The organism is Ruegeria sp. BG6, from assembly GCF_056538465.1.
On the sequence record NZ_JBQFTB010000004.1, the window covers coordinates 285454 to 308195 of the forward strand.

Annotated in this window: 26 protein-coding genes; 13 read left to right on the plus strand and 13 right to left on the minus strand. The window is 59.4% G+C overall.

What is annotated here, in order from left to right; all coding sequences use genetic code 11:
* Positions 1 to 23 precede the first annotated feature (23 nt).
* Positions 24 to 644: a nicotinate-nucleotide adenylyltransferase gene (locus tag ACR0JW_RS10630; protein WP_170679308.1), complete on the minus strand. Its 621-nt coding sequence runs from the start codon at positions 642 to 644 to the stop codon at positions 24 to 26.
* A gap of 32 nt (positions 645 to 676) precedes the next feature.
* Positions 677 to 1168 carry an MOSC domain-containing protein gene (locus ACR0JW_RS10635; RefSeq protein ID WP_170824871.1) on the minus strand — a complete coding sequence of 164 codons (492 nt, stop codon included), beginning with the start codon at positions 1166 to 1168 and terminating at the stop codon, positions 677 to 679.
* 116 nt (positions 1169 to 1284) lie between these two features.
* Here ACR0JW_RS10635 and ettA point away from each other — a divergent pair, with 116 nt between their 5' ends.
* Complete coding sequence (gene ettA, locus ACR0JW_RS10640) at positions 1285 to 2952, plus strand: energy-dependent translational throttle protein EttA (protein ID WP_010442471.1); 1668 nt, start codon at positions 1285 to 1287, stop codon at positions 2950 to 2952.
* Positions 2953 to 3074: 122 nt separating this feature from the next.
* The gene (locus tag ACR0JW_RS10645) at positions 3075 to 3944 is read left to right on the plus strand and encodes a hypothetical protein (protein WP_170824870.1); all 870 of its coding nucleotides are present in this window, start codon (positions 3075 to 3077) and stop codon (positions 3942 to 3944) included.
* An 84-nt stretch (positions 3945 to 4028) separates the two neighbouring features.
* Here ACR0JW_RS10645 and ACR0JW_RS10650 read toward each other — a convergent pair whose 3' ends face one another.
* Positions 4029 to 4604, minus strand: a complete 576-nt coding sequence (locus ACR0JW_RS10650; RefSeq protein ID WP_480713883.1) for an REP-associated tyrosine transposase — start codon at positions 4602 to 4604, stop codon at positions 4029 to 4031.
* 190 nt (positions 4605 to 4794) lie between these two features.
* Positions 4795 to 5088, minus strand: coding sequence for a hypothetical protein (locus ACR0JW_RS10655; RefSeq protein ID WP_170824868.1), 294 nt, complete (start codon positions 5086 to 5088; stop codon positions 4795 to 4797).
* 649 nt (positions 5089 to 5737) lie between these two features.
* Between ACR0JW_RS10655 and ACR0JW_RS10660 the strand changes: the two genes are divergently transcribed.
* Both ACR0JW_RS10660 and ACR0JW_RS10665 read left to right on the plus strand, forming a co-directional pair.
* On the plus strand, positions 5738 to 5944 hold the full coding sequence (locus ACR0JW_RS10660) for a cold-shock protein (RefSeq protein WP_170378838.1): 207 nt from the start codon (positions 5738 to 5740) through the stop codon (positions 5942 to 5944).
* Positions 5945 to 6111: 167 nt separating this feature from the next.
* On the plus strand, positions 6112 to 6672 hold the full coding sequence (locus tag ACR0JW_RS10665) for a L,D-transpeptidase (protein ID WP_170679301.1): 561 nt from the start codon (positions 6112 to 6114) through the stop codon (positions 6670 to 6672).
* Between the two features lie 5 nt (positions 6673 to 6677).
* Here the strand turns inward: ACR0JW_RS10665 and ACR0JW_RS10670 are convergent, their stop codons facing one another.
* On the minus strand, positions 6678 to 7292 hold the full coding sequence (locus ACR0JW_RS10670) for an SOS response-associated peptidase (RefSeq protein WP_170679299.1): 615 nt from the start codon (positions 7290 to 7292) through the stop codon (positions 6678 to 6680).
* Positions 7293 to 7301: 9 nt separating this feature from the next.
* On the minus strand, positions 7302 to 7922 hold the full coding sequence (locus tag ACR0JW_RS10675; protein WP_170679297.1) for an arylesterase: 621 nt from the start codon (positions 7920 to 7922) through the stop codon (positions 7302 to 7304).
* Positions 7923 to 7987: 65 nt separating this feature from the next.
* On the opposite strand from ACR0JW_RS10675, the gene ACR0JW_RS10680 reads away from it, so the two are divergent.
* Together ACR0JW_RS10680 and ACR0JW_RS10685 are read left to right on the plus strand one after the other, a co-directional pair.
* Positions 7988 to 8683, plus strand: a complete 696-nt coding sequence (locus ACR0JW_RS10680) for an ABC transporter ATP-binding protein (protein WP_170679295.1) — start codon at positions 7988 to 7990, stop codon at positions 8681 to 8683.
* Entirely contained in the window at positions 8680 to 11208 is a 2529-nt protein-coding gene (locus ACR0JW_RS10685) for an FtsX-like permease family protein (RefSeq protein WP_170824865.1), read from the plus strand. The genes ACR0JW_RS10680 and ACR0JW_RS10685 overlap by 4 nt, the downstream gene beginning before the upstream one ends.
* Before the next feature lie 3 nt (positions 11209 to 11211).
* On the opposite strand, the gene ACR0JW_RS10690 is transcribed toward ACR0JW_RS10685, so the two are convergent.
* Entirely contained in the window at positions 11212 to 11658 is a 447-nt protein-coding gene (locus ACR0JW_RS10690) for an RrF2 family transcriptional regulator (protein ID WP_170614159.1), read from the minus strand.
* A gap of 95 nt (positions 11659 to 11753) precedes the next feature.
* Here ACR0JW_RS10690 and ACR0JW_RS10695 point away from each other — a divergent pair, with 95 nt between their 5' ends.
* Positions 11754 to 12323: a gamma-glutamylcyclotransferase family protein gene (locus tag ACR0JW_RS10695; protein WP_170679291.1), complete on the plus strand. Its 570-nt coding sequence runs from the start codon at positions 11754 to 11756 to the stop codon at positions 12321 to 12323.
* An 81-nt stretch (positions 12324 to 12404) separates the two neighbouring features.
* On the opposite strand, the gene gltX is transcribed toward ACR0JW_RS10695, so the two are convergent.
* Both gltX and ACR0JW_RS10705 read right to left on the minus strand, forming a co-directional pair.
* Entirely contained in the window at positions 12405 to 13730 is a 1326-nt protein-coding gene (gltX, locus tag ACR0JW_RS10700) for a glutamate--tRNA ligase (RefSeq protein WP_170679290.1), read from the minus strand.
* Positions 13731 to 13825: 95 nt separating this feature from the next.
* Positions 13826 to 14260, minus strand: a complete 435-nt coding sequence (locus tag ACR0JW_RS10705; RefSeq protein WP_170679288.1) for a DUF1801 domain-containing protein — start codon at positions 14258 to 14260, stop codon at positions 13826 to 13828.
* Between the two features lie 116 nt (positions 14261 to 14376).
* Here ACR0JW_RS10705 and ACR0JW_RS10710 point away from each other — a divergent pair, with 116 nt between their 5' ends.
* Positions 14377 to 15309, plus strand: a complete 933-nt coding sequence (locus ACR0JW_RS10710) for an MBL fold metallo-hydrolase (protein ID WP_480713884.1) — start codon at positions 14377 to 14379, stop codon at positions 15307 to 15309.
* A 491-nt stretch (positions 15310 to 15800) separates the two neighbouring features.
* Positions 15801 to 16241: a hypothetical protein gene (locus ACR0JW_RS10715; RefSeq protein WP_480713885.1), complete on the plus strand. Its 441-nt coding sequence runs from the start codon at positions 15801 to 15803 to the stop codon at positions 16239 to 16241.
* 134 nt (positions 16242 to 16375) lie between these two features.
* Here the strand turns inward: ACR0JW_RS10715 and dapD are convergent, their stop codons facing one another.
* From dapD to ACR0JW_RS10730, 3 genes are all read right to left on the minus strand, one after another.
* Positions 16376 to 17203, minus strand: a complete 828-nt coding sequence (dapD, locus tag ACR0JW_RS10720) for a 2,3,4,5-tetrahydropyridine-2,6-dicarboxylate N-succinyltransferase (RefSeq protein ID WP_170679281.1) — start codon at positions 17201 to 17203, stop codon at positions 16376 to 16378.
* Between the two features lie 151 nt (positions 17204 to 17354).
* Positions 17355 to 17954: a GntR family transcriptional regulator gene (locus tag ACR0JW_RS10725; protein WP_480713886.1), complete on the minus strand. Its 600-nt coding sequence runs from the start codon at positions 17952 to 17954 to the stop codon at positions 17355 to 17357.
* 44 nt (positions 17955 to 17998) lie between these two features.
* Entirely contained in the window at positions 17999 to 18910 is a 912-nt protein-coding gene (locus tag ACR0JW_RS10730; RefSeq protein WP_480713887.1) for a threonine/serine dehydratase, read from the minus strand.
* Positions 18911 to 18989: 79 nt separating this feature from the next.
* Here ACR0JW_RS10730 and ACR0JW_RS10735 point away from each other — a divergent pair, with 79 nt between their 5' ends.
* Entirely contained in the window at positions 18990 to 19832 is an 843-nt protein-coding gene (locus tag ACR0JW_RS10735; protein WP_170679277.1) for an LOG family protein, read from the plus strand.
* 3 nt (positions 19833 to 19835) lie between these two features.
* Complete coding sequence (locus ACR0JW_RS10740) at positions 19836 to 20936, plus strand: cystathionine gamma-lyase (RefSeq protein ID WP_170679275.1); 1101 nt, start codon at positions 19836 to 19838, stop codon at positions 20934 to 20936.
* Here the strand turns inward: ACR0JW_RS10740 and ACR0JW_RS10745 are convergent, their stop codons facing one another.
* On the minus strand, positions 20937 to 21320 hold the full coding sequence (locus ACR0JW_RS10745; protein WP_170679273.1) for a hypothetical protein: 384 nt from the start codon (positions 21318 to 21320) through the stop codon (positions 20937 to 20939).
* A 150-nt stretch (positions 21321 to 21470) separates the two neighbouring features.
* On the opposite strand from ACR0JW_RS10745, the gene ACR0JW_RS10750 reads away from it, so the two are divergent.
* Both ACR0JW_RS10750 and ACR0JW_RS10755 read left to right on the plus strand, forming a co-directional pair.
* Positions 21471 to 22397 (plus strand): DnaJ C-terminal domain-containing protein, encoded by a 927-nt coding sequence (locus ACR0JW_RS10750; RefSeq protein ID WP_480713888.1) that lies wholly within the window; start codon positions 21471 to 21473, stop codon positions 22395 to 22397.
* Positions 22394 to 22738 (plus strand): hypothetical protein, encoded by a 345-nt coding sequence (locus tag ACR0JW_RS10755; RefSeq protein WP_170614147.1) that lies wholly within the window; start codon positions 22394 to 22396, stop codon positions 22736 to 22738. Before ACR0JW_RS10750 ends, ACR0JW_RS10755 begins: the two co-directional genes overlap by 4 nt.
* The last annotated feature ends 4 nt before the right edge of the window (positions 22739 to 22742 follow it).

Below are 22742 nucleotides of genomic sequence, written 5' to 3' on the forward strand. Positions count from 1 at the left end.
ACTGGATTATGTGGCCATGGGGGCTATTCCGGCAACACCTGATTTGCCCATTCACCGCGCCCGCGTATTTCGGTCGAGCTGACATCGACCATCGGCACATTCACGAAACACCAGGCCGGGGCGCTGGCCCGCCCCAGCAAATGCCGCGCCTGCCCGTCAATCCTATATCTTGCGTAAGCCCGCGCTGCCGGAGACATCCGCGCCGAAATCCGGTCGCCGGGCCGCGCGACCACACCCACAGGCACACTGTCCATGATCTTCCGCCAGTCTTTCCAGCGGTGAAACTGCGCCAGATTATCCGCACCCATCAGCCAGACAAACCTGACCTGCGGATAGAGCCTCTGCAACGCCGCCAGAGTATCCGCCGTCGCCCGCGTTCCTGTCAGCGCCTCGATATCCGTGACCTTAACCCTTGGGTGCCGCATGACCGCCCTTGCCGCCCGAACCCGCTGTTTCAGCGGCGCGGGGCCACGCTCTTTCAGCGGATTGCCCGGTGAAACCAGCCACCACACCCGATCCAGCCCGAACGCCTTCATCGCCTCAAGCGTCACATGCACATGGCCTTGGTGCGGCGGATCAAAGGATCCACCGAACAGCCCCACGACCTGCCCGGGCCGCGCAAAAGGGATCGAATACCGCTTCATTCTTTGCTGATGTTCAAATTCGGTCGGGCTTGTCAATCAACTGGTTGCACCGCGTCGCCCAGGCGGACCTGCCCGGATCGCACCACTTCGGCACACCAGCCGCCATGTCCGCGCACGGCTGAGTAGCCACCTTTGCCCAGCGCCTCCTCCATTCGGCTGCAGGGCGCACAAATCACGGTGAACCGCAAAATGGCCTCACCCACCTGCACCTCGCGCCCCTTGAGCGCGGCCAAATTGATCCCCGAAACCACCAGATTGCGTCGGAGGGTTTCTGGCAAAACAGGCCCCTGCCCCAGATACGCACCGATTGCCGCCAGATGTTCCTGCTGGATCAGCGTCACTGCGCGTTTACCTGCACGGCCCCGATCGCCCTCGGCTCCGGCCTCGGATACCAGAACCTGTTTCACAGGGATCATCGCGGCCCGCCTGTCCGGCCGCAACCCGATCCATTCAACGTGCCCCGGCTGCGCCCATCCAGCTATCAAACCTGCCAGTTCCGACAAAACACTCTCCCATTCGATCATGGCCACAATACCCGTCGCGATCCGTGAACGAAATTCACGAAACCACCAGCTTGCCCCGCCCGTCCCGCTTGGATATCTAGCGTTCCAACCCAATTTCCCGACCCAGAGGACGCGACATGGCCGCCTATCAATATGTCTACCACATGCAGGGTGTCTCCAAGACCTATCCCGGTGGCAAGAAGTGCTTTGAAAACATCCACCTGAGCTTTCTGCCCGGCGTGAAAATCGGTGTTGTCGGCGTCAACGGCGCGGGTAAATCGACGCTGATGAAGATCATGGCCGGCCTCGACACCGATTTCACCGGTGAGGCTTGGGCCGCCGAGGGTGCCAAGGTCGGCTATCTGCCGCAGGAACCGCAGCTGGATGAATCGCTGACGGTCCGCGAAAACGTCATGCTGGGCGTGGCCGCGAAAAAGGCCAAGGTCGACCGGTTCAACGAAATCGCCATGGAGATCGCCGAGAACTACTCGGACGAGCTGATGGAGGAAATGACCACCCTGCAGGACGCCATCGACGCGGAAAACCTGTGGGACCTCGACAGCCAGATCGACGTCTCGATGGAGGCGCTGCGCTGCCCGCCGGACGACGCCAACATCGCAAACCTCTCGGGGGGTGAGAAACGCCGTGTGGCGCTGTGCAAGCTGCTGCTGGAAGCGCCCGACATGCTGCTGCTCGACGAACCGACCAACCACCTGGACGCCGAGACGATCGCCTGGCTGCAACAGCACCTGATCGACTACAAAGGCACCATCCTGATCGTCACCCACGACCGGTATTTCCTGGATGACATTACTGGCTGGATTCTGGAGCTCGACCGCGGTCGCGGCATTCCTTACGAGGGCAACTACTCCGCGTGGCTGGAACAAAAGGCCAAACGGCTGGAGCAGGAAGCCCGCGAGGACAAGTCCAAGCAAAAGACCCTGCAGCGCGAACTGGAATGGATGCGTCAGGGTCAGAAGGCCCGTCAGGCCAAATCCAAAGCCCGGATCAATGCCTATAATGAGCTGGCCGAACAGTCCGAGCGCGAAAAGCTGACCCGCGCCCAGATCGTCATCCCCAACGGCCAGCGCCTTGGCGGCAAGGTGATCGAGGTTGAGGGCCTGTCGAAACACATGGGCGACAAGCAACTGATCGAAGGGCTGGACTTCGCCCTTCCCCCCGGCGGCATCGTCGGCGTCATCGGCCCCAACGGCGCCGGTAAATCGACCCTGTTCAAGATGCTCACCGGTCAGGAACAGCCCGACAGCGGCACCATCACGCTGGGCGACACGGTCGAGCTGTCTTATGTCGACCAGTCCCGCGATGACCTGAAAGACAACGACACCGTGTGGGAGGCGATTACCGGCGGTGCCGAGATCATCCAGCTGGGCGACGCGCAGGTCAATTCCCGCGCCTATTGCTCGTCCTTCAACTTCAAGGGCGGTGACCAGCAGAAGAAGGTCTCATTGCTGTCAGGGGGTGAGCGCAACCGCGTCCACATGGCCCGCCTGCTGAAAGAGGGCGGCAACGTACTGCTGCTGGATGAACCGACCAACGATCTGGACGTCGAAACCCTGCGCGCACTCGAAGACGCGCTGGTCGATTTCGCCGGCTGCGCCGTTGTCATCTCACACGACCGCTTCTTCCTCGACCGGATTTGCACGCATATCCTAGCGTTCGAAGGCGATGCCCACGTGGAGTGGTTCGAGGGCAACTTCGAGGATTACGAAGAGGACAAAAAGCGCCGTCTGGGACCGGACGCGCTGGAGCCCAAGCGATTGAAGCATAAGAAGTTTGCGCGGTAGTACCCTCGAATAGAAACCAAGACGTTTTGCAAAAAAGCTGGTGGTCACTTGACCACCAGCTTTGAGTTTTTGCAATTTGCTGATAATCTATCTAAATATTTTTTATTTCTTGTGAGCTGCCAATGTCTCAAGACAAGGATATTGACACTGAAATAGGCATCCTAAATCAAGCGGTTCGGAAAGTGCCTGCGCTTAGGTACGCGTACGGATTAGCTGGATTAGCTGCGGTTTCCACTATTGTCATGGGGTTTGTTGAACCCGACTTTAAAGGTGTCGTGTCTATAGCTCTTGTATTAGCTGGTTCTACTGCAGTCTTTGTTTTTGCAATGATGGTGGCTCATGGTGAAAAAGCCGTTGCTTGGGCCGGCGTTCTTTTGGTTTGGTCGATAGTCATTACATTAATGGCATCAGTATTTTTTACCATTAGTGCTCTCGCCTTCAATTGGCCGCCGGACTGGTTAGACTTCGTAAAGAAAGTTAACCGTGAGTTCCCAACCATGTTCACAACTGAGGCAGCAAAAGTTCCAGATTCAGATGTTGGTATCGCCTCCCGGTCAACAATTAATGTGAGCGGCAAAGTAGATCTGGATTTTATCCCTAGTGGCACAAACATAATTTTGTTTAATTCTAGCCAAACCGAGGGGTTAGCAAACGATTTCTATCGCCACGTTGCAGCTAGGAATTCAGGATCATTGATTGATACTAGCTGGGCAAACAAGTGGATTGGAAAACGGCAATTCAAGTACACTAGAATCTACTTTAACGGCGCAAAGGAAAATGGCGCAAGAAACGAACAAGTTGCTTATAGAATTGCAGATGCTTTACCTGGTAAGCAATACGTAATTCGTTACGAAAGCCGGAACACCCACCCGTACAATTCACCCAAGTACTGGCCCGAATACAATGGGATTGGGTACTTTATACTTAGCCCCATAGACGATGACCGAGACATTGCTATATTCTTGTCCAACGATGTTGTGGGCAAGTTTTAGAAAGCGCAGGATGGGTGCTCGCACCCATTTCTCCTCAGTGCTCCGAAACAAAACCACATCAAATGATGGATCAAGTTACCCATCCTACGGCTCCCCGAACTTCCGCTCGGTGATGCCGCCACTCCATTCCGGGCCCACCCGACCCACGCGAATATCGCGATGGATTGACGAATACGGCCAATCGGTCGGATGCTCTACATACCCATGCTTGACCGGATTCCCCCAACAATACGCCATGTGATTGCGGTAATCTTGTTCATCTCGAATGCAATGCTCCCAAAACCTGTGTTGCCAAACAGGTGCTTCGCGCTTGTTGGCGCGTAGGCCGGATTGAACAACAGGCAGGTTCGACGGGACGGGTGCCGGGCTGAAGCCCGGCCTACAACTGGCCTTATTCACACGCATGGTAAACCGCGCCTTGATCGCACCCCACCGCATCGAATAATCCGCATCCCTCAGCGGCAGGGTCCAGGCCACGTGCAGATGATCTGGCAACACAACAAACGCATCGCACCAGAATGGCCGCTCCCTCTGCGTCATTGCAAAGGCCGCCCTCAGATGCGCCACTTCACGCGTCAACAGGTCCGACGAACGATCGGCCAAAGAAACGGTGAAGAAATAACTGGCGCCGGGAATGCGGACACGCCGATAGATGGACATGCATCCGGTTTACGGCAGCTATGACGACCAATTCGTAAAGGGGTGGACTGAAACCGTAAGAGACCGGAAGGACGGGCGGTTCCACCCATCCAGCGACTCATTGCATACGCGATGGCGAGACGCCAAAGCACCGCTCCATCGGATTACATAATTCACTTTCGAAATACCAAGGGGTCGTTCGTTGCCGGGCCTACCCGGACCGGCTGCCACCCATCCGTCTGAACCCGAACAATCCCGCCAAAGCACCGATCAGCAACAACCCAGTGGCCGGAATTGGGACGGCAGAGACATTCACTTCTGTCACGGTACCTTCCGACCCGGGCTCTTCGCACCACAATTCACAGAAGTCGGGCTCTGTAACTTCCGTCAGTTCTTCATCCTGTTCGATTGGCTCCTGCTCCTGCTCCAACTCCAGCTCTTCAAGATGTCGAATTTCTTCGAGATGGCGATCAGAGGTTGCTGCCGACTGGATGATTCGAAACATATCCCATTCCATATCCTCACGGGATTTTTCGCTCGAATACGTGGACAATCGGTTGGTTTCCCGTTCGATACCATCAGGCAACGGACTTTCCCAATCAACTGTAACAGTCAATGCATCGGTAGAACCAGCCCAACAAAGGACCGCAAATGTACAAACAAGTCTCATGTCCGCCCCCACGGTTATGTACGTTACTATAGCACCAAAATTCTGCTTTTCAAAACATCGAAATATCTGAATAAAATCCGAGGGTTGTAGGCGACCTTGCTTCTCTACCCTATAGTTTTTCGGGTGCTCTGCGACTCGGGACTCAACTGACGATTGCTCGGGCACGGTCCATGGTGGTAGGCGCATCCTTCATTCCTGCTCAGGTTGTTGAAATCGCGGTCCCCGTATCAGGTTCGACATGCGCGGGATTCGCACCAACCCCTTCGGCGGGAAACCGTTCAAAACGTGCTGCAGGCCCCTAAACCGTTGTACAAAGCAAAAAAACTCCCTTGTCACACGCCCTGTGCGCTGCCATATCCCGGTTGCTTACGTTTTTCTATTTCGACCTACTGTCTCCGTTTCCGGCGCTCAGTCTATCGATCCAGACCGACGACGCCAGGCTGCCGCAACCCCGTGGGCAGCATCAAAACAGGAGACAACGGACATGCCAGCAGGCACCGTAAAATGGTTCAACACCACCAAAGGCTACGGCTTTATCGCACCCGAAGATGGCGGCAAAGACATCTTCGTACACATCTCGGCCGTGGAACGTTCCGGCCTGACCGGTCTGGCCGACAACCAGAAAGTCACGTACGAGCTGCGCTCGGGTCGTGACGGCCGCGAAAGCGCGGACAATATCGAACTGGCCTGACCAGTAAAAAAGGGCGGAGAATCTCTCCGCCCTTTTTCTTGCCGCGCCCTTGAACTGTGGCGCGCAAAATACATCACAATCCCTTTATCAGTGCGCAGCGATTGACCGGATCGTGTATCCTTCCGAGACTGAATTCATGTTTTTCATGAAGGATAGGTGAGCCCACCATGTTCACGCGCCGTGTATTTCTTGCATCGACAGCAGCAGCCAGCCTCACACCGGGAATGAGCCTGGCCAAGAAGAAAGCCGTCGAATACGACCCCACGCCGCAGGTGGTCCGGATCAAGAAACAGTTTCAGCCTGGTCAGTTGCTGGTCGTGCCACGCTCGTTCTATCTGTATTTCGTGACCGAGCCGCGCAAGGCGATCCGCTATGGCTGCGGGGTCGGCAAAGCCGGATTGGAATTCACCGGCACCGCGACAATCGACGTGAAGAAGGAATGGCCGACGTGGCGGCCAACGGACGAAATGATCGAGCGGGAACCGGTGACTTACGCCAAGTTCAAGGACAACGATTATGTCCAGCCCGGCGGAGGAGACAATCCACTGGGGGCCCGGGCGCTCTATCTGTTCCAAAACGGCGTCGACACCTATTTCCGCATTCACGGTACAACACAGCCGCAGACCATTGGACGGGCGGTGTCAAACGGCTGCATCCGAATGCTGAACGAGCATGTGATCGACCTTTACCAGCGCGTACCATTGGGCACGGTGGTCAGTGTGGTTTAATCCGATCAGGGCGCTGACCAATCCACATCCGCAGCCTGCTCGATCCTTAACCGCCCTTCTGACCACGGGCGTGCAAGGCTTTGCGCTTCAGCCTCGGTTCCGGTCAGCCATCCCGGCACATCGGACAGGTTCAGCAAAACCCCCATGCGATGATGGATCGGCCGGACGTCGGCGTTCGGTTCGCAGGTCACTGCGGCAACCTGATTGACGCATAGTCCGCCGGGGGCCTGCCAGGTGTCCGTAATCGCCGCAAATATCAGCGGCGCGCCGTCAACCGAGGAAATGCGCCACGCTGTCTTGCGCCGTTTCTCTCCGGTCCATTCGTACCAGCCGTCGACAGGAATCACAGCCCTGCCCACACCCTGAAACGCCGTCTTATCAAACACCGTTTCGGATCTTGCGTTGATGATCGTCTCCATCACCGGGCGGCCCCGCGCGTTGACCCGCCCCACCGGGATCATGCCCCAGCGCATCGGCGCCAGCCCCGCGCTTGTCAGGGTCATCACCTCCTGCCCCGGCTGAATGTTATGACGCGGCGGCTGAGCGGCCACCTCAGCGGGCACACCCAGAAACCGGGCAATCTCGGATATGGGCCGCGTCAGAAAAAACCGCCCCGGCATGATGCGCTCCTATCGGTTTGCGTTTCCGACCAGCTTAAGAACATCTGGCCCAAGCGCCTCGACAATCAGGGCCACGCCCTGTGCATTGGGATGAATGCCATCAGCCTGCATGAACCCAAGCGCGGCAGTCGGATCGCCACCGGCATCAAGGCCGGCGAAAAAGCTTTCTGCATAAAGCGCTCCGTGTTTCTGCGCCAATTCAGGATAGATGGCGTCAAAGGCCTGTCTGTAGTCAGGGCCAAAGTTTCCCGGCGCTTCCATCCCGATCAGCAAGACCTCGACATCGGCCGCTTTGGCGGTCTGCAGGATGGTATCGAGGTTCTCACGCGACACCGCAGGATCAACACCGCGCAACAGATCATTGGCCCCGAGGGCAACGATTACGCCATCGACTTCCGGTGTCAGCGTCCATTCGATACGCGCCGCGCCACCGGCTGTTGTGTCCCCCGACACACCTGCGTTGATCAGCGTCACCTCGGCGCCGCGATCTTCAAGCCAGCGGCCGAGCTGAGGGACAAATCCCTCCTGCTCGGGCAAGCCATAGCCATGCGTCAGAGAATCCCCTACCGCCGCGATGACCACCGGTTCGGCTGTGGCCGCAAAGCCGCAAAAGACAAACAGGCCCGACATCAAGGTCTTGCGCAAGGTCCCAACCGCTCCATATCCCAAATGACCGCTCCTTTTCGGAAAGACTGATGACGTCACCAGTTCTCACGCTCCAAGATGCCTCATTGTCGCTGGATGGCAATGCCGGTCGGGTGAATATCCTGCATGGTATCAACCTGACTGTGCGGCAGGGTGAAACGATAGGCCTGGTCGGACCGTCCGGGTCAGGCAAATCCTCACTTCTGATGCTGATGGGTGGGCTTGAACAGGCGACCCGTGGGACCGTCTCGGCGCTTGGGCGCGATCTGACAGGGCTGGACGAAGACACTTTGGCGCGTTTCAGGCGCGACTACATGGGTGTTGTGTTTCAGAACTTTCACCTGATCCCGACAATGACCGCGCTTGAAAACGTCGCCACGCCACTGGAACTGGCTGGTCACAAGGATGCGTTCATCCGCGCCGAGGCCGAGCTTGAAGCCGTTGGACTGTCGCACCGGCGCAATCACTACCCGGCGCAGTTGTCGGGCGGGGAACAGCAGCGCGTTGCCCTTGCCCGCGCATCGGCCCCCCGGCCTCAGATCCTGCTGGCGGATGAACCGACCGGCAATCTGGACGAAAGCAATGGCGCCGCCATTGTCGAGCTGTTGTTTGGGTTGCGGGACAAACACGGTGCCACCCTTGTTCTGGTAACGCACAGCCACGCACTGGCCCGGAAATGCGACCGAGTCGTGCGCTTGCGGGATGGCCGCATTGCCGGGGATGCCCAACAGGAGGCCGCTGAATGAGCCTGCGGCTGGCCGGACGGTTGGCGCGCCGTGAACTGCGCGGCGGATTGCAGGGATTTCGCGTGTTTCTGGCCTGCCTTGCGCTGGGTGTCGCCGCGATCGCCGCAGTGGGTTCAGTCCGGCATGCGATTCAGGCTGGCTTGGCCCAAGAGGGCGCCGCCCTTTTGGGTGGGGACGCGCAGCTGGAATTCACCTACCGCTATGCCAGCGACGAAGAACGCAGCTGGATGAACGCGTCAGCCCGGCAGGTATCCGAAATCGTCGACTTCCGGTCCATGGCTGTCACGCAACACGATGACGGTCCGGATCGCGCATTGACACAGGTGAAGGCGGTCGATGACGCCTACCCATTGCTTGGCTCCGTCACGCTGGAGCCCGCGATGCCCCTGCCAGTTGCGTTGAACGGTCAGGACGATCTGCCCGGAGTGGTGATGGACCCCGCCCTGATGGATCGGCTGAACCTGGAGGCAGGGGACACCGTCACGCTCGGGACGCAGGAGTTTGTCGTAATGGCCGCGCTGATGTTCGAGCCGGACGGGGCCGCTGACGGATTCGGATTGGGGCCGCGTACCTTGGTGCGCACTCAAGACCTGAGCAAATCGGGTTTGCTGGAACCCGGCACGCTGTTCTCCACGAAATACCGGCTGGACCTGCCGCCCGCCACAGATCTTGCCACCCTGTCGACTGAAGCAAAAGAAGCCTTTGACGGCACCGGCATGCGCTGGACAGATGCTCGCAACGGTGCCCCTGGCATCGCTGAGTTCGTCGCAAGGCTCAGCGCCTTTCTGGTGCTTGTAGGTCTGTCGGGTCTGGCCGTAGGCGGCATCGGCATCTCGGCAGCGGTACGGGCGTACCTGTCACAAAAGACGGAAACGGTTGCCACATTGCGCACTCTTGGCGCCGACCGTACCACGATTTTTCAGACATACATGTTCCAGATCGGCATTTTGTCTGTCATCGGCATCGCGCTGGGCCTAGCCCTGGGCGGCGCTGCCCCCCTGGTGCTTTCATCGCTGATCGAAAGCCGGTTGCCTGTTCCCGCTGTATTCTCGATCTATCCCCAGCCATTGGCCGAGGCAGCCCTCTATGGCGTTCTGACGGCGTTCCTGTTCACTCTCTGGCCGCTGGCCAGAACCGAAGAGGTCCGCGCCGCAACCTTGTTTCGCGACGCCCTGACATCGGCGCGGTTCTTTCCCCGTTCTGCTTACGTGCTCGCCACCGCAGTGGGCCTTGCTCTCCTGATCTCAGCCGCCGCATGGTTCAGCGGCTCCGCCCGCCTGACCCTGTGGGCCAGCAGCGGTTTGGCCGGAGCGATGGCTTTGCTGGCCGCAACCGCGTGGATCATTCGACGGGTTGCCCGAGCCGGGGCTTCGGCAACACGCGGGCGGCCCGCCTTGCGCTGGGCCCTGTCGGCCATCTCTGACCCGCGCGAAGGTGCTGGTCCCGTCGTGCTGTCGCTTGGGCTGGGGCTGTCGGTGCTGGCGGCCGTCGGGCAGATTGACGGAACATTGCGCAACGCAATCTCGGGCAATCTGCCGGACGTGGCGCCGTCATACTTCTTTGTCGACATCCAGAAAGACCAGATGCCCGGGTTCATGGAACGGCTGGAAACCGACCCGGCGGTCAGCCGCATCGAAAGTGCGCCAATGCTGCGCGGAATCATAACCGGGATCAACGGACAGCCTGCGCGCGAGGTGGCTGGCGATCACTGGGTGCTGGACGGAGACCGGGGGATCACCTATTCCGAACGTCCCCCCAAGAACGCGCGCATCACCAAAGGGGAATGGTGGTCAGATGACTATTCCGGCGCGCCGCAGGTCAGTTTTGCCGCGGAAGAAGCTGCTGAGATGGGTCTCAAGCTGGGCGATGAGTTGACGGTTAACATTCTCGGCCGGGACATCACGGCCCGGCTGACCTCTCTGCGTGAGGTTGATTTCTCAACCGCCGGAATGGGGTTTGTCATGTCCATGAACCCCGGCGCGCTGGCCGGGGCACCGCACAGTTTCATCGCAACGGTCTATGCCGAAGAACAGGCCGAGGCCGCCATATTACGCGATCTGGCAGGGCAATTTCCCAACATCACCGCGATCCGTGTGCGGGACGCGATCGACCGGGTTTCCGGCCTGCTTGCCGGGTTGGCATCGGCCACGTCTTACGGGGCCGGGGTATCTTTGCTGACCGGGTTTCTCGTGCTGATCGGCGCGGCCGCCGCCGGAGAGCCCGCGCGCCGCTACGAGGCCGCGATCCTGAAAACGCTCGGGGCTGGCCGCCGCCGCATTCTTCTCAGCTTTGCATTGCGCGCCGTACTTCTTGGCACGGCAGCCGGAGGCGTGGCCCTGCTGGCCGGCATCACCGGCGGTTGGGCCGTGGCAACGTTCATTTTTGACACCGGCTTCACGATCATCTGGCCATCCGCGCTTGCCATCGTTCTGGCCGGAATCGCCGTGACCACAGGAGCCGGCCTGGTCTTTGCCCTGCGCCCTCTGGCTGTCAGGCCGGCGCGCATCCTGCGCGCCGCCGGTTAGGTCTCAGCGAACACAGGCCACCGGCTGCAAAATCTGCAACAAGCGATCATTATCACAGACCAGCGCGTCCAGTGTGATTTCATCCAGCGACGCATAAAACACTTCGGCTGCATCTCGCAGGGCCAGCCGCAATCGACAGGCATCGGTCAGCGGGCACGTGTTGTCCGCATCGGCAAAGCACTCCGTAATCGGCAGGTTGCCTTCCACATGGCGAAACACCGACCCGATCCGGATCTGTTCCGCCGGACGGGCCAACATCATGCCGCCGTTGCGCCCGCGTTGCGTGTTCAGATAGTTCAGCTGGCTGAGCTGGTTAATCACCTGCGCCAGATGGTTTTCCGAGATGTTGCACACTTCGGCAATCTCGGCCTTTGTCACCAGCCGATCCTGATGCGCCGCGCAATACATCAGCAGGCGCACTGCAATATTCGTCCGTTTGGTAATCCGCATCACAGGCCTCCCAAATATCAAGATGCAGTCTTATTGCATGTTCCGCAAAAAAGCGGTTTGACATACATCAATCGAGATCCAGGACGGCACAGCGCATGAAAGACCCGTATTTCTTCGGTTATGGCAGCCTGGTCAATCTGGCCACCCATGACTTTCCCGATCCGCATCCGGCCCGGCTGAAGGGCTGGCGGCGCGCATGGCGACATACCGACCTGCGCGAAGTGGCGTTTTTGACAGCCGTACCTGACCCCGATGCCGAAATCGAAGGCATGATCGCGCATGTTCCAAAGAACGACTGGGCAGCGCTGGATCAGCGCGAATGGGCCTACGATCGCGTGACTGCGACGCAATCAGTGACCCACCCCCTGGCGCATGAAGTTGAAATCGCCGTCTATGCCGTTCCGCAGGATCGGCACAATGCGCCAAGCAACAAACATCCGCTGCTGCTCAGCTATATCGACGTGGTGGTGCAGGGTTATCTGCGCGCTTTCGGTCCGGACGGAGCAGATCGTTTCTTCGCCACCACGGACGGTTGGGACGCACCGATCCTGAATGACCGCTCCGAACCCCGCTATCCGCGCCATCAACAGCTCCGCCCCGACGAAACAGACTTCGTCGACGACCGCCTGCGCAGTATCTCGGCAAACATCGTTCAAAACGCATAAAAAAGGGGCCGGAATCAATCAGCCCTCTTCATCTTTTTCAAAATACTCTCGCCGAAGGCACGCGCCGCAAGGCGCGTTTCATCACCCCCGCGCGCGGATCACCTGCAACAGGGGCAACAGGGCCGCCATCTCGGGCCCGCGTTCCATCCCCGTCAGCGCCTTGCGCAACGGCATGAACAGACCTTTGCCCTTGCGGCCGGTCGCTTCTTTCACGGCGCTGGTCCATTTACCCCAGGTTTCACCGTCAAACGGGCCCTCCGGCAGCAGCGCCATCGCCTCAGCGATGAACGCGCGATCCTCATCGGCGATCAGTGGTTCCGCCCCTACGCGGCACAGCTCCCACCAGCCTTTCAAATCGCCGAGCGTGGTGATGTTCTCGCGCGCCATGGCCCAGAACGGCTCGGCCAGATCCGCCGGAACACCGGCATCGGCAACAGCATCAGCCACATCGGCAAGCGACAGTGATTGCAAATACTTCGCGGTCAGCGGGAACAGGTCCTGCACGTCAAACTTGGTGGGCGCGGCACCAAAGCGGCTTACGTCGAACCCCTCAATCAATTCGACCATATCCGCGCGCAGTTCGACCGGGTCGGACGATCCCAGACGTGCCATCAGGCTCAGTAAGGCCATCGGCTGCACGCCCTGTTCACGCAGATCCCGCAGCGCCAGCGTGCCCAGACGTTTTGACAGCGCCTCGCCCTGCGGACCGGTCAGCAAAGAATGGTGGGCAAAGCGCGGGCAGGTGCCACCCAGTGCCTTGATGATCTGAATCTGGGTCGCCGTGTTGGTTACATGGTCCGAGCCGCGGACCACGTCGGTCACGCCCATCTCAGTATCATCCACAACAGAAGCGATCGTATAAAGAACCTGGCCGTCACCACGGATCAGCACCGGATCGGAAACCGAGGCTGCATCGATCGAGATGTCGCCCAGAATACCGTCGGTCCACTCGATCCGCTCGTGATCCAGCTTGAAGCGCCAGACCCCGTTGCCACGTTCGGCGCGCAGCGCGTCTTTCTCGGCCTCGCTGAGGTTCAGCGCGGCGCGGTCATAGACCGGCGGCTTGCCCATGTTCAGTTGCTTCTTACGCTTCAGGTCCAGTTCGGTCGGCGTCTCGAAAGCCTCGTAGAACCGCCCCATCTCGCGCAGCTTGTCGGCGGCCTCGGCATAACGGTCCAGACGCTCAGACTGACGTTCGACCCGATCCCAGTGCAGGCCCAGCCATTCAAGGTCCTGCTTGATGGCATCGACATATTCTTCCTTCGACCGCTCAGGATCGGTGTCGTCGATACGCAGGATGAACGTACCCCCGTTTTTGCGGGCAATCAGATAGTTCATCAGGGCAGTGCGCAGGTTGCCCACGTGGATGTAACCGGTGGGCGACGGGGCGAAGCGGGTGGTGGTCATGGATATCTCCTGTTGGCGCGGCTCTTGTCACATGAAGGGCGTTTTGTCCAGCAAGCGAATGAGGCCCCGGACAGGATTGAGCGTGCCAGTAAGGCTCAGGTCGGCTCGACTTGCCAATGCCGACCCAGATCTTCAAGCCCCGCGACGATCAGCTCGGACAGAACCGCAGTATCGATATCCGCCAGTTTGTTCACGTAAAGACAGGATTTCCCAAGTTTGTGTTTTCCCAGCCGGGACAGGATGTCACTGAAATCAGCATAACCGGGCATGATGTAGATGGAATGCGCCGCCTTGCGCGGAGAAAATCCGGTTGCCAGAAAGCCTCCTTCGCGCCCGGATTTGTAGCGATAGTGATAGCGGCCATACCCGATGATCGAAGGTCCCCACATCACCGGTTCAAATCCGGTGGCTTCGCGAAACAGCGCATCCAGCACCCGCGCCTCGTCTGCCTTTCGCGTTGGCAGGACGGATGACAAAAATCCGTTAACGGCCTGCCCTGTCGGCTGTGTTTTGTTTTCGGATCGGGACATTAGCAAAAATTAACACGTAATGTTTATCCATGCAGCCCATGTCAGGCGGGTAAAATATGGCAAACGACCCACAGCGGGCTAGTTCCCGGGCTGGAGTCCTGACAGGGAGAAACATAATGACCATCAATTTGACGAGAAGAGCAGCGCTCGGCGCTGCCGCAGCATTGCCATTTGCATCGGCTGCAACTCCGGTTCTGGCCAATGATGCTGAAACCGGCGCAAACCCGACAACCGCCAGATCGTTCGCGCTTGGTGATTTCACTGTTACAACATTGCTGGATGGCAGCCTACCGCGCGACGGCGCCAAGGAAATATTCGGCGGCGGTGCATCGGACGAGGAATTCGCGAGGGTTTCCGCCGAGAACTTTATTCCAGACGACATGGCCCAGTTCTTCTTCACGCCAACGCTGGTCAATACCGGGTCCGAAATGGTGCTGTTCGACACAGGCCTCGGAAAAGGTGGTATTCAGGCGGCACTGGCCGATGCTGGTGTGACACCTGATCAGATCGACGTGGTGGTCATCACCCACATGCACCCCGATCACATCGGCGGTATGACAACCAATGACGCACCGACCTTTCCGAATGCACGCTATGTGACCGCTTCGAACGAATACGATTTCTGGGCCGCGCAGGAGGCAGGAAACCGGGTCGGCGATCTGGTTGCGGCCAAGGTGACGCCACTGGCGGACAAGATGACCTTTATCGAAGACGGCGGCGATGTTGCGTCCGGCATCACGGCCATGTCTGCCTTTGGCCACACGCCCGGCCATACGGTCTATCACCTGGAAAGCAACGGCCGGCGTCTGATCCTGACGGCAGATCTGGCGAACCATTATGTCTGGTCATTCGCCCATCCGGAATGGGAAGTCCGGTTTGACATGGACAAGGCTGCAGCCACCGCAGCACGACGCAACGTGCTTGGGCTTCTGGCCGCCGACAAGGTGCCGATGATCGGTTATCACATGCCATTTCCCGCAGCGGGGTTTGTCGAAACCCGGGGTGAAGGGTTCCGGTTTGTCTCCGTCAGTTATCAGATGATGGGCTGACCCTAAAGACACAGGATTTTATGGCGGATCCGGCCCGCCCTTGAACTAGGGCGGGCTTGTTGCGCGTGGATTTCCACCTGTCGCAACCTGCGGCGGCCTTGCCAGCAAAAGTTCAGACCGCGCAAAAGCCGCAAGACCGGAGGCCTGTTCGACTGGACCATCGCAGGCCAACGAGCCGTAGCGCTACACCTCATCGAGCGTCACTAGTTCTGTCTGTGCGACATTGCCCGGCCAGTCAGAAAGTTTGAAACCGTCCTTGGTACTCTGGGGCAGTTCACCGGCTGGGCGAATCGAATCCACACCTGAAAAGTGTCGCGCTCAGTGATGAGTCTCTATTTGGTTGTATTGGGTATCAAACTGCCAACTACCTGCACTGAGTCACGCGGGTAATGGCCTATCAGAATGATGCAGAGTCAAGCTGTTTCGAAGCCATCAACCCCGTCAATAGAATGACGTCACTGCATACTTAATTTCATCAAAAGGGGAATCAAATGAGCATTTTGTCCAAACTGCTGTCGACCACTGCAAGTGTTCTTGTATTGTCAATGACCCCAGTGGCGGCTGTTCTGACCGGCTTTGTCGCAACCTCTTCTTATGCCCAGGAAGGCGAAGGCGAGACAGAGGGTGGTGGTGAAACTGAAGGTGGTGGCGAAACCGATGGCGGTGGCGAAACCGATGGCGGTGCCGAAACCGATGGCGGTGCCGAAACCGATGGCGGTGGCGAAACCGATGGCGGTGGCGAAACCGATGGCGGTGGCGAAACCGATGGCGGTGGCGGTGGCGAAACCGATGGCGGTGGTGAACCCGATGGCAACTCGGGCGGTGATGAAGGCGGCAGCGAGACCGAAGACGATGGAGACACCGAAGGCAATTCGGGAGATGACGAAGGATCCACCGAGAATGACGTAGAACGGCCGGGCGAAGATCGCTAACCAAACACGGTTGGTATTACCCGAAAAGCCGAATGATCAGAGCTTTCAAAGCTCAGGATCAAAATCCTTCGGGAAAGTTCAATAAAAAAGGCCGGTGCTGTCCCGCGCCGGCCTTTCAACTCTGTGCGATATCTTCAGTCGCGTAGCAGCTCGTTGATGCTGGTTTTCGAACGGGTTCTTTCGTCCACACGCTTCACGATTACAGCGCAATAGAGGCTGATATTGTTCTTCGACGGCATAGAACCCGCAACGACCACCGAATAGGGCGGAACCTCGCCATACATGACCTCGCCGGTTTCGCGATCCACGATCTTTGTGGATTTACCGATGAATACACCCATCCCCAGAACCGAACCTTCGCGGACGATGCAGCCTTCGACCACTTCCGAGCGGGCACCAATAAAGCAGTTGTCTTCGATGATGGTCGGACCGGCCTGCATGGGCTCCAGCACCCCGCCGATGCCGACGCCACCCGACAGGTGCACGTTCTTGCCGATCTGCGCGCAGGATCCGACGGTGGCCCAGGTGTCGACCATGGTGCCTTCGTCGACATAGGCCCCAAGGTTCACGAACGACGGCATCAGAACCGCACCCGGTGCGATATAGGCTGACTTGCGGACAACACAGTTGGGCACGGCGCGGAAGCCGGCGGCGCGCCACTGGCTCTCACCCCAACCGGCAAACTTGCTGTCGACCTTGTCCCACCAGCCACCGGCTTGTGGTCCGCCAGTGTGGATTTCCATATCTTTGATGCGAAAGCCCAGCAGAACTGCCTTTTTGGCCCACTGGTTCACATGCCAATCGCCGTTTTCCAGCTTCTCGGCAACCCGCAGCGATCCGCTGTCCAGCGCGTTCAGTGTTTCCTCAATCGCCTCTCTCTGCTCGCCGGTGCTGGCGGGCGAGATCGTGTCGCGAACCTCCCAGGCGGCTTCGATTGCGGCTTCCAGTTGCGCATTGGACATGAGATCACTCCCTGCTGAATCTGTTCACGTTGTTTTTGCCTATAAGCAAGCCACACACAGGGCGCAATGCGGCGTAGGCGGGCGGTTTTGCGTCACTGATGGGACAAAGACAATCGCCCGGGTGGTTATCCGCAGCCTTTCGCGGCTTTTGTCAGCTGGCCCGGCGAATGTGCCGAACCAGTATCGAGACAGCGGCGGCTGCGTCCCTGCCTTTCATCGCGCGCACGATGGCGGCATGATCAGTGTCTGCGCGTTGCTTCCACCGGGGACGCCAATAGGCAAACAGATGGCGCGCGCTGGCGATATGCAGATCGTCAATAGTGTGAAGCAGGCGCGACAATCCGCAGGGTGTCAGGATGGCCCGGTGAAAAGCACGGTTTCCCGCCTCCCACTCCGGCATGGTCCGGGCGGCGTCGCAGGCCAGGCGGGCTTCATCAATTTTCCGCAAAGCGGCTGGCGTCAGGTTCTGAACCGCGTGCTGCATCGCCAGCGATTCCAGTGCCACGCGCATTTCGATGACTTCGCGTACTTCTGATGGGTCCAGCGCGGTGACCCGCATCCCGCGTCGCGGCTCGCTTTTGGCCAGCCCATGCGCCTCCAGCCTCAGCAACGCTTCGCGCACCGGAACGTGGCTGGTCTCGAATGCGCGGGCGATATGGTCCTGACGCAGTTTTTCACCGGCGATCAGGTCGCCGGTGACGATTTGCTGGCTGAGTTTCTGATAGATCGTATCGGCAATGGTCGCGGTCATAGATTGTAGATAAAAATGAAGCCCGCCTTCCACAAGCAGATAATTCAGCCCGCGAACGGGTCCGGGGCAATATTGCCGCCGCAAATCAGAACGGCCACTTTCTCGCCCGGTTCCGGCTGATAGGCACCCGACATCAAGGCCGCCAAAGCCGTTGCCCCTGCCGGTTCTACCAGAAGCCTATGGGCCTGCCAAAATGCGCGCTGCGCCTTGGTGATGGCCGCATCCGGGACCAGAACCGATGACATGCCGCGCGCCAGATCGAAACAGATCGATCCGATCCGCCGCGCGCCCAATGCGTTTGCCGCAACCCCTGATACGGACACGTCCACCGGTTCCCCGGCCTGCAACGCGGCGTGCAGCGCGCAGGAGGTTTCCGGTTCGACCGCCACAATCTTTCGCGCACCCTGAAACCAGGCCAAAGCCCCGGCGATCAGACCACCGCCACCGACCGCGACAAGAACAGTATCCGCCTGCAGGCCCTGCGCCTCCCACTCGGCGAAACAGGTGCCCTGCCCGGCCACCGTCGCAGGTGCATCGTAAGCATGGATCTGCATCGCCCCGGTTTCTTCTTCATGAGCCCGGGCCAGGGTCAGCGCATTGGCGTATTCGCCGGAAACAACGCTCAGGTCGGCGCCGGTCTGCTCGATCAGCGCAATTTTGGACGGCCCCGCCAGTTCCGGTACAAAAATTTTGGCCGGGTGACCCAGCGACTGCGCCGCATAGGCCGCCGCCGCACCGTGGTTGCCGCCTGATGCTGCAACAACGCCCGCCTCGGGCACATCCAGGCTGAGCAGCGTGTTGAATGCCCCGCGTGCCTTGAAACTGCCGGTGTGCTGCAAATGCTCCAGCTTCATTTCAACCGGAATCCCCGGAATGCGGCTTTCCATCACCGGCGTGACCTGCGCATAGCCGGCAATGCGATCCCGCGCCGCCGATATTTCACTCTTCCAGTTCATTCTTGTCTTTCCGTGGCTGGCACTCTGTCCGCGAACCCTATAGCTGTTTGAAAAACACGCAAGCAGGGATCGTTCACCCATGAGAGAAGACCGCCTCAGCCCCTTCCGCGACGCGCAGACCGACCGGTCGACCGCAAGCGAGGTGCCGGACACGCCACAGACACGGTCGCCCGCCTATCGTCTGGCCTTTGCCGACGAGGACTTCATGTGCCGGGAAGAACTGCGTCCGGTGCGCCTGCAACTGGAATTGCTGAAACCCGAGATGATCATGACCGAGCGCGAGATCACCTCTACCATCGTGATGTTCGGAGGGGCCCGCATTCCTGAACCGTCACAAAAGCACACCGCTCGGACCAAAACGCTGGCCGGCCTGTCGCAATATTACGACGAAGCGCGCGAATTTGCACGGCTGATGACCTTGAAGTCGAAGGAAACCGGCGGCCGCGAAAACGTGATCGTCACCGGCGGCGGTCCCGGCGTGATGGAGGCCGGAAACCGCGGCGCACAGGATGCCGAAGGTTGCTCGATCGGTCTGAACATCGTGCTGCCTCACGAACAGGCACCAAACCTTTACGTGACACCGGACCTGAGCTTCAATTTCCACTATTTTGCGATCCGCAAGATGCATTTCCTGATGCGCGCGCGCGCCATCACCATCTTCCCCGGCGGGTTCGGCACGATGGACGAGCTGTTCGAGTCGCTGACCCTGATCCAGACCGGTCGTATGGAACGCGTCCCCTTCCTGCTGTTTGGCCGCGCATTCTGGGAAAAGGTCATCAACTGGGAAGCTTTGGCGGACGCTGGCACCATTTCGGACGAAGACCTGGACCTTTTCCGCTTCGTCGACACGGCAAAAGAGGCGGTCGGGATTATCGAGAACTGGGAACCCGCCCCGCCCCGCGACGAAATTCCGGGGCGCTGACGGATGACGGCGCCCAAGACCGGGGAAATGCTTCACCTGCGCGGGAATGCCCTGAAAATGGGCGAGCCGGTGGCGCTGCCGCTGACGCAAAGCAGCATGTTCCACTTGCCGGGCCCGCCGGATGGTCACGCGACTTACGGACGCGTCGACAATCCAACATGGGTGCATCTTGAGCACGTGCTGGCACATCTGGAAGACGCGCCCTGCCTCAGCTTTCCGTCGGGCATGGCGGCAATATCGGCGGCGTTATTTGCAACCGTACAAGCCGGATCGCGCCTGCTGATCCCATCGGACGGATATTATGTCACGCGCCTGCTGGCGGACAGGTTCCTCTCACGCCTTGGCGTGAAGATCGAGGAACGTCCCACCACCACCTTTGCCGAAGGCGGCTTTGACGGGTTCGATGTGGTCTTCGTCGAAAGCCCTTCGAACCCCGGACTGGACATGATCGATCTGGCGGCCGTAGCCGGACAGGTGCGCGTCGCCGGGGGGCTGACCATTGCCGACAATACGACCCTGACACCATTGGGACAGAGCCCGCTGGATCTGGGCATCGACGTTGTCGTGTCTTCCGACACCAAGGCGATGGGTGGGCATTCCGACATGCTGATGGGCCATGTGGCCAGCCGCGACGCCAAGATCATGGAGCGGGTCGAGGAATGGCGGAAGATCTCCGGCTCGATCCCCGGACCTCATGAGGCATGGCTGCTGCACCGCGGGCTGGAAACGCTGGACGTCCGGTTCGACCGCATGTGCGCGTCGGCACAGGTTCTGGCGGAACGGCTAGCGGCGCACCCGGCCGTGAAAAAAGTCCGTTACCCCGGTCTGCCTGATGACCCGTCACACGCATTGGCACAGGCCCAAACAGCGCGGTTCGGCTTTCTGCTGTCTCTGACACTGGACAGCGAGGACAAGGCCGAAGCCTTCATCAACGCCTGCCCATTGCTGCGCCCGGCCACCTCGTTCGGAGGCATCCACAGCTCGGCCGAGCGTCGCGCACGGTGGGGCGACGCGGTCGATCCTGCCTTCATCCGCCTGTCGGTCGGATGCGAGCCGGTGGAGGAACTGTGGCAGGCCATCGAGGCCAGCCTGAACGCGCTGTGATTACTTCTTGGGCTCACGCAGTTCTGTGAACACGTAGATCGGCAGCACCACGCTGGCGATCAAAGCCCCCAACCAGACCAGCAAAGTTGCAGCCAGCAGATTGGAGATGCCGCCGACGGTCAGGCCCGTCGTCACCAGATCAGTTACCAAAAGGCCTACAAAGGTCACGATCAGCGCAATCCCGCCTTTCAGCGCGGGCGCTTTCTTCTCTCCCAGCTTCAGGATCAGCGGTTCGGCCACGACCTGAACAAGGGTGAATACGATCACCACGACAATGAACGAGATTGGCCGGATCGCGAAACCGGACAACAGAAGTGAAGCGATCAACAACCCGATGGCATTCCCCGCCAGAAGGGCCAGTGCGGATTTTATTCTGCGTGTCATGGGGGCTCCGTCAGAAAACAAGCTGAAATATGCATATGTTATCAGACCTGCGGGAATTTGCGAGCGGTTTCAAAAGCCTCTTCCAATCGGGGCATTGAAATCGCATGATAAAAACATGCCCAACGATCAGACGTGACCCGCGAGAGTGAGATGAGCGACGATCCATATTCGGTCCTTGGCGTCCAGAAAGACGCCAGCGCCGCTGATATCAAGAAAGCCTACCGGCGCATTGCCAAGGATTGCCACCCGGACCTGAAACCGGGTGACGCCAAAGCCGAGGCAAAGTTCAAAGCTGCCGCAGCAGCCTATGATCTGCTGAAAGACCCCGAAACGCGGGCGCGCTATGACAATGGCGAAATTGATGCATCGGGTCAGGAGAGACCCCAACAGCAATATTACCGCGACTATGCCGAGGCGGCAGGAAATCCCTATCGTTCGGGTGCGTCTTATGGCGACCCCGAGGATATGTCCGACATCTTTGCCGAGTTCATGCGTGGGCGCGGCGGGCGCGGCCAACACCGCAGTCATGAATTTCACGCGCCCGGTCACAACCTGAACTATTCGCTTCAGGTCAGCTTTCTGGACGCGGTGTTCGGGGCCAGCCAGAAGTTGACCCTGCCCGATGGTGATCGGATCGAGGTCAAAATCCCCGCTGGCATCACCGATGGTCAGACCATCCGGCTGCGCGGCAAGGGTGCGCCCGGATATGGACAGGGGCCTGCGGGCGATGCGCTTGTCACCATCTCGGTCGCCAGGCATCCGGTCTTTGACCGGCAGGGCGACGACATCCACATCACTCTGCCGATCTCGATCGACGAGGCAATTCTGGGCGGCAAGGTTCCCGCCCCGACGATTGACGGTGGCGTGAACGTCAGCGTCCCGGCGGGGACCAGCAGCGGCAAGACCCTGCGCCTGCGCGGCAAGGGTGTCAAAAAGCGGGGTGCGTCCGAGCGCGGGGATCAGCTGATCGAACTGATCGTGACCCTGCCGGACAAGGTCGATGATGACCTCAGGGCCTTCATGGAAACCTGGCGTGAAATGCATCGCTACGATCCTCGCGAGGGGATACCGTCATGACCCGACACCTGACCGAAGACGAAGTGCTCGCAACTATTGCCCGCCTGACCCCGGACCGGCTGTCCGTTTATCTGGCCGCTGAAATTGTGATCCCCGAGCAAACCGAGCAAGGGCTTGTCTACCAGAGCATCGACGTCGCCCGTCTGGAACTGGCCTGCGAACTGCATGATCAATACGAGATGGAGCCCGACGCGCTGTCGATGATGATTTCCCTGATCGACCAGATGCACTGTCTGCGCGCCGAACTGCGCGAGGTTCTGAATGCCGTCGATACCCAGCCCGAACCGGTGCGCCAAACCCTGATCGAGGTCATCGGGTCGGCCCGGTTTGGTCGCAGGTGATCGG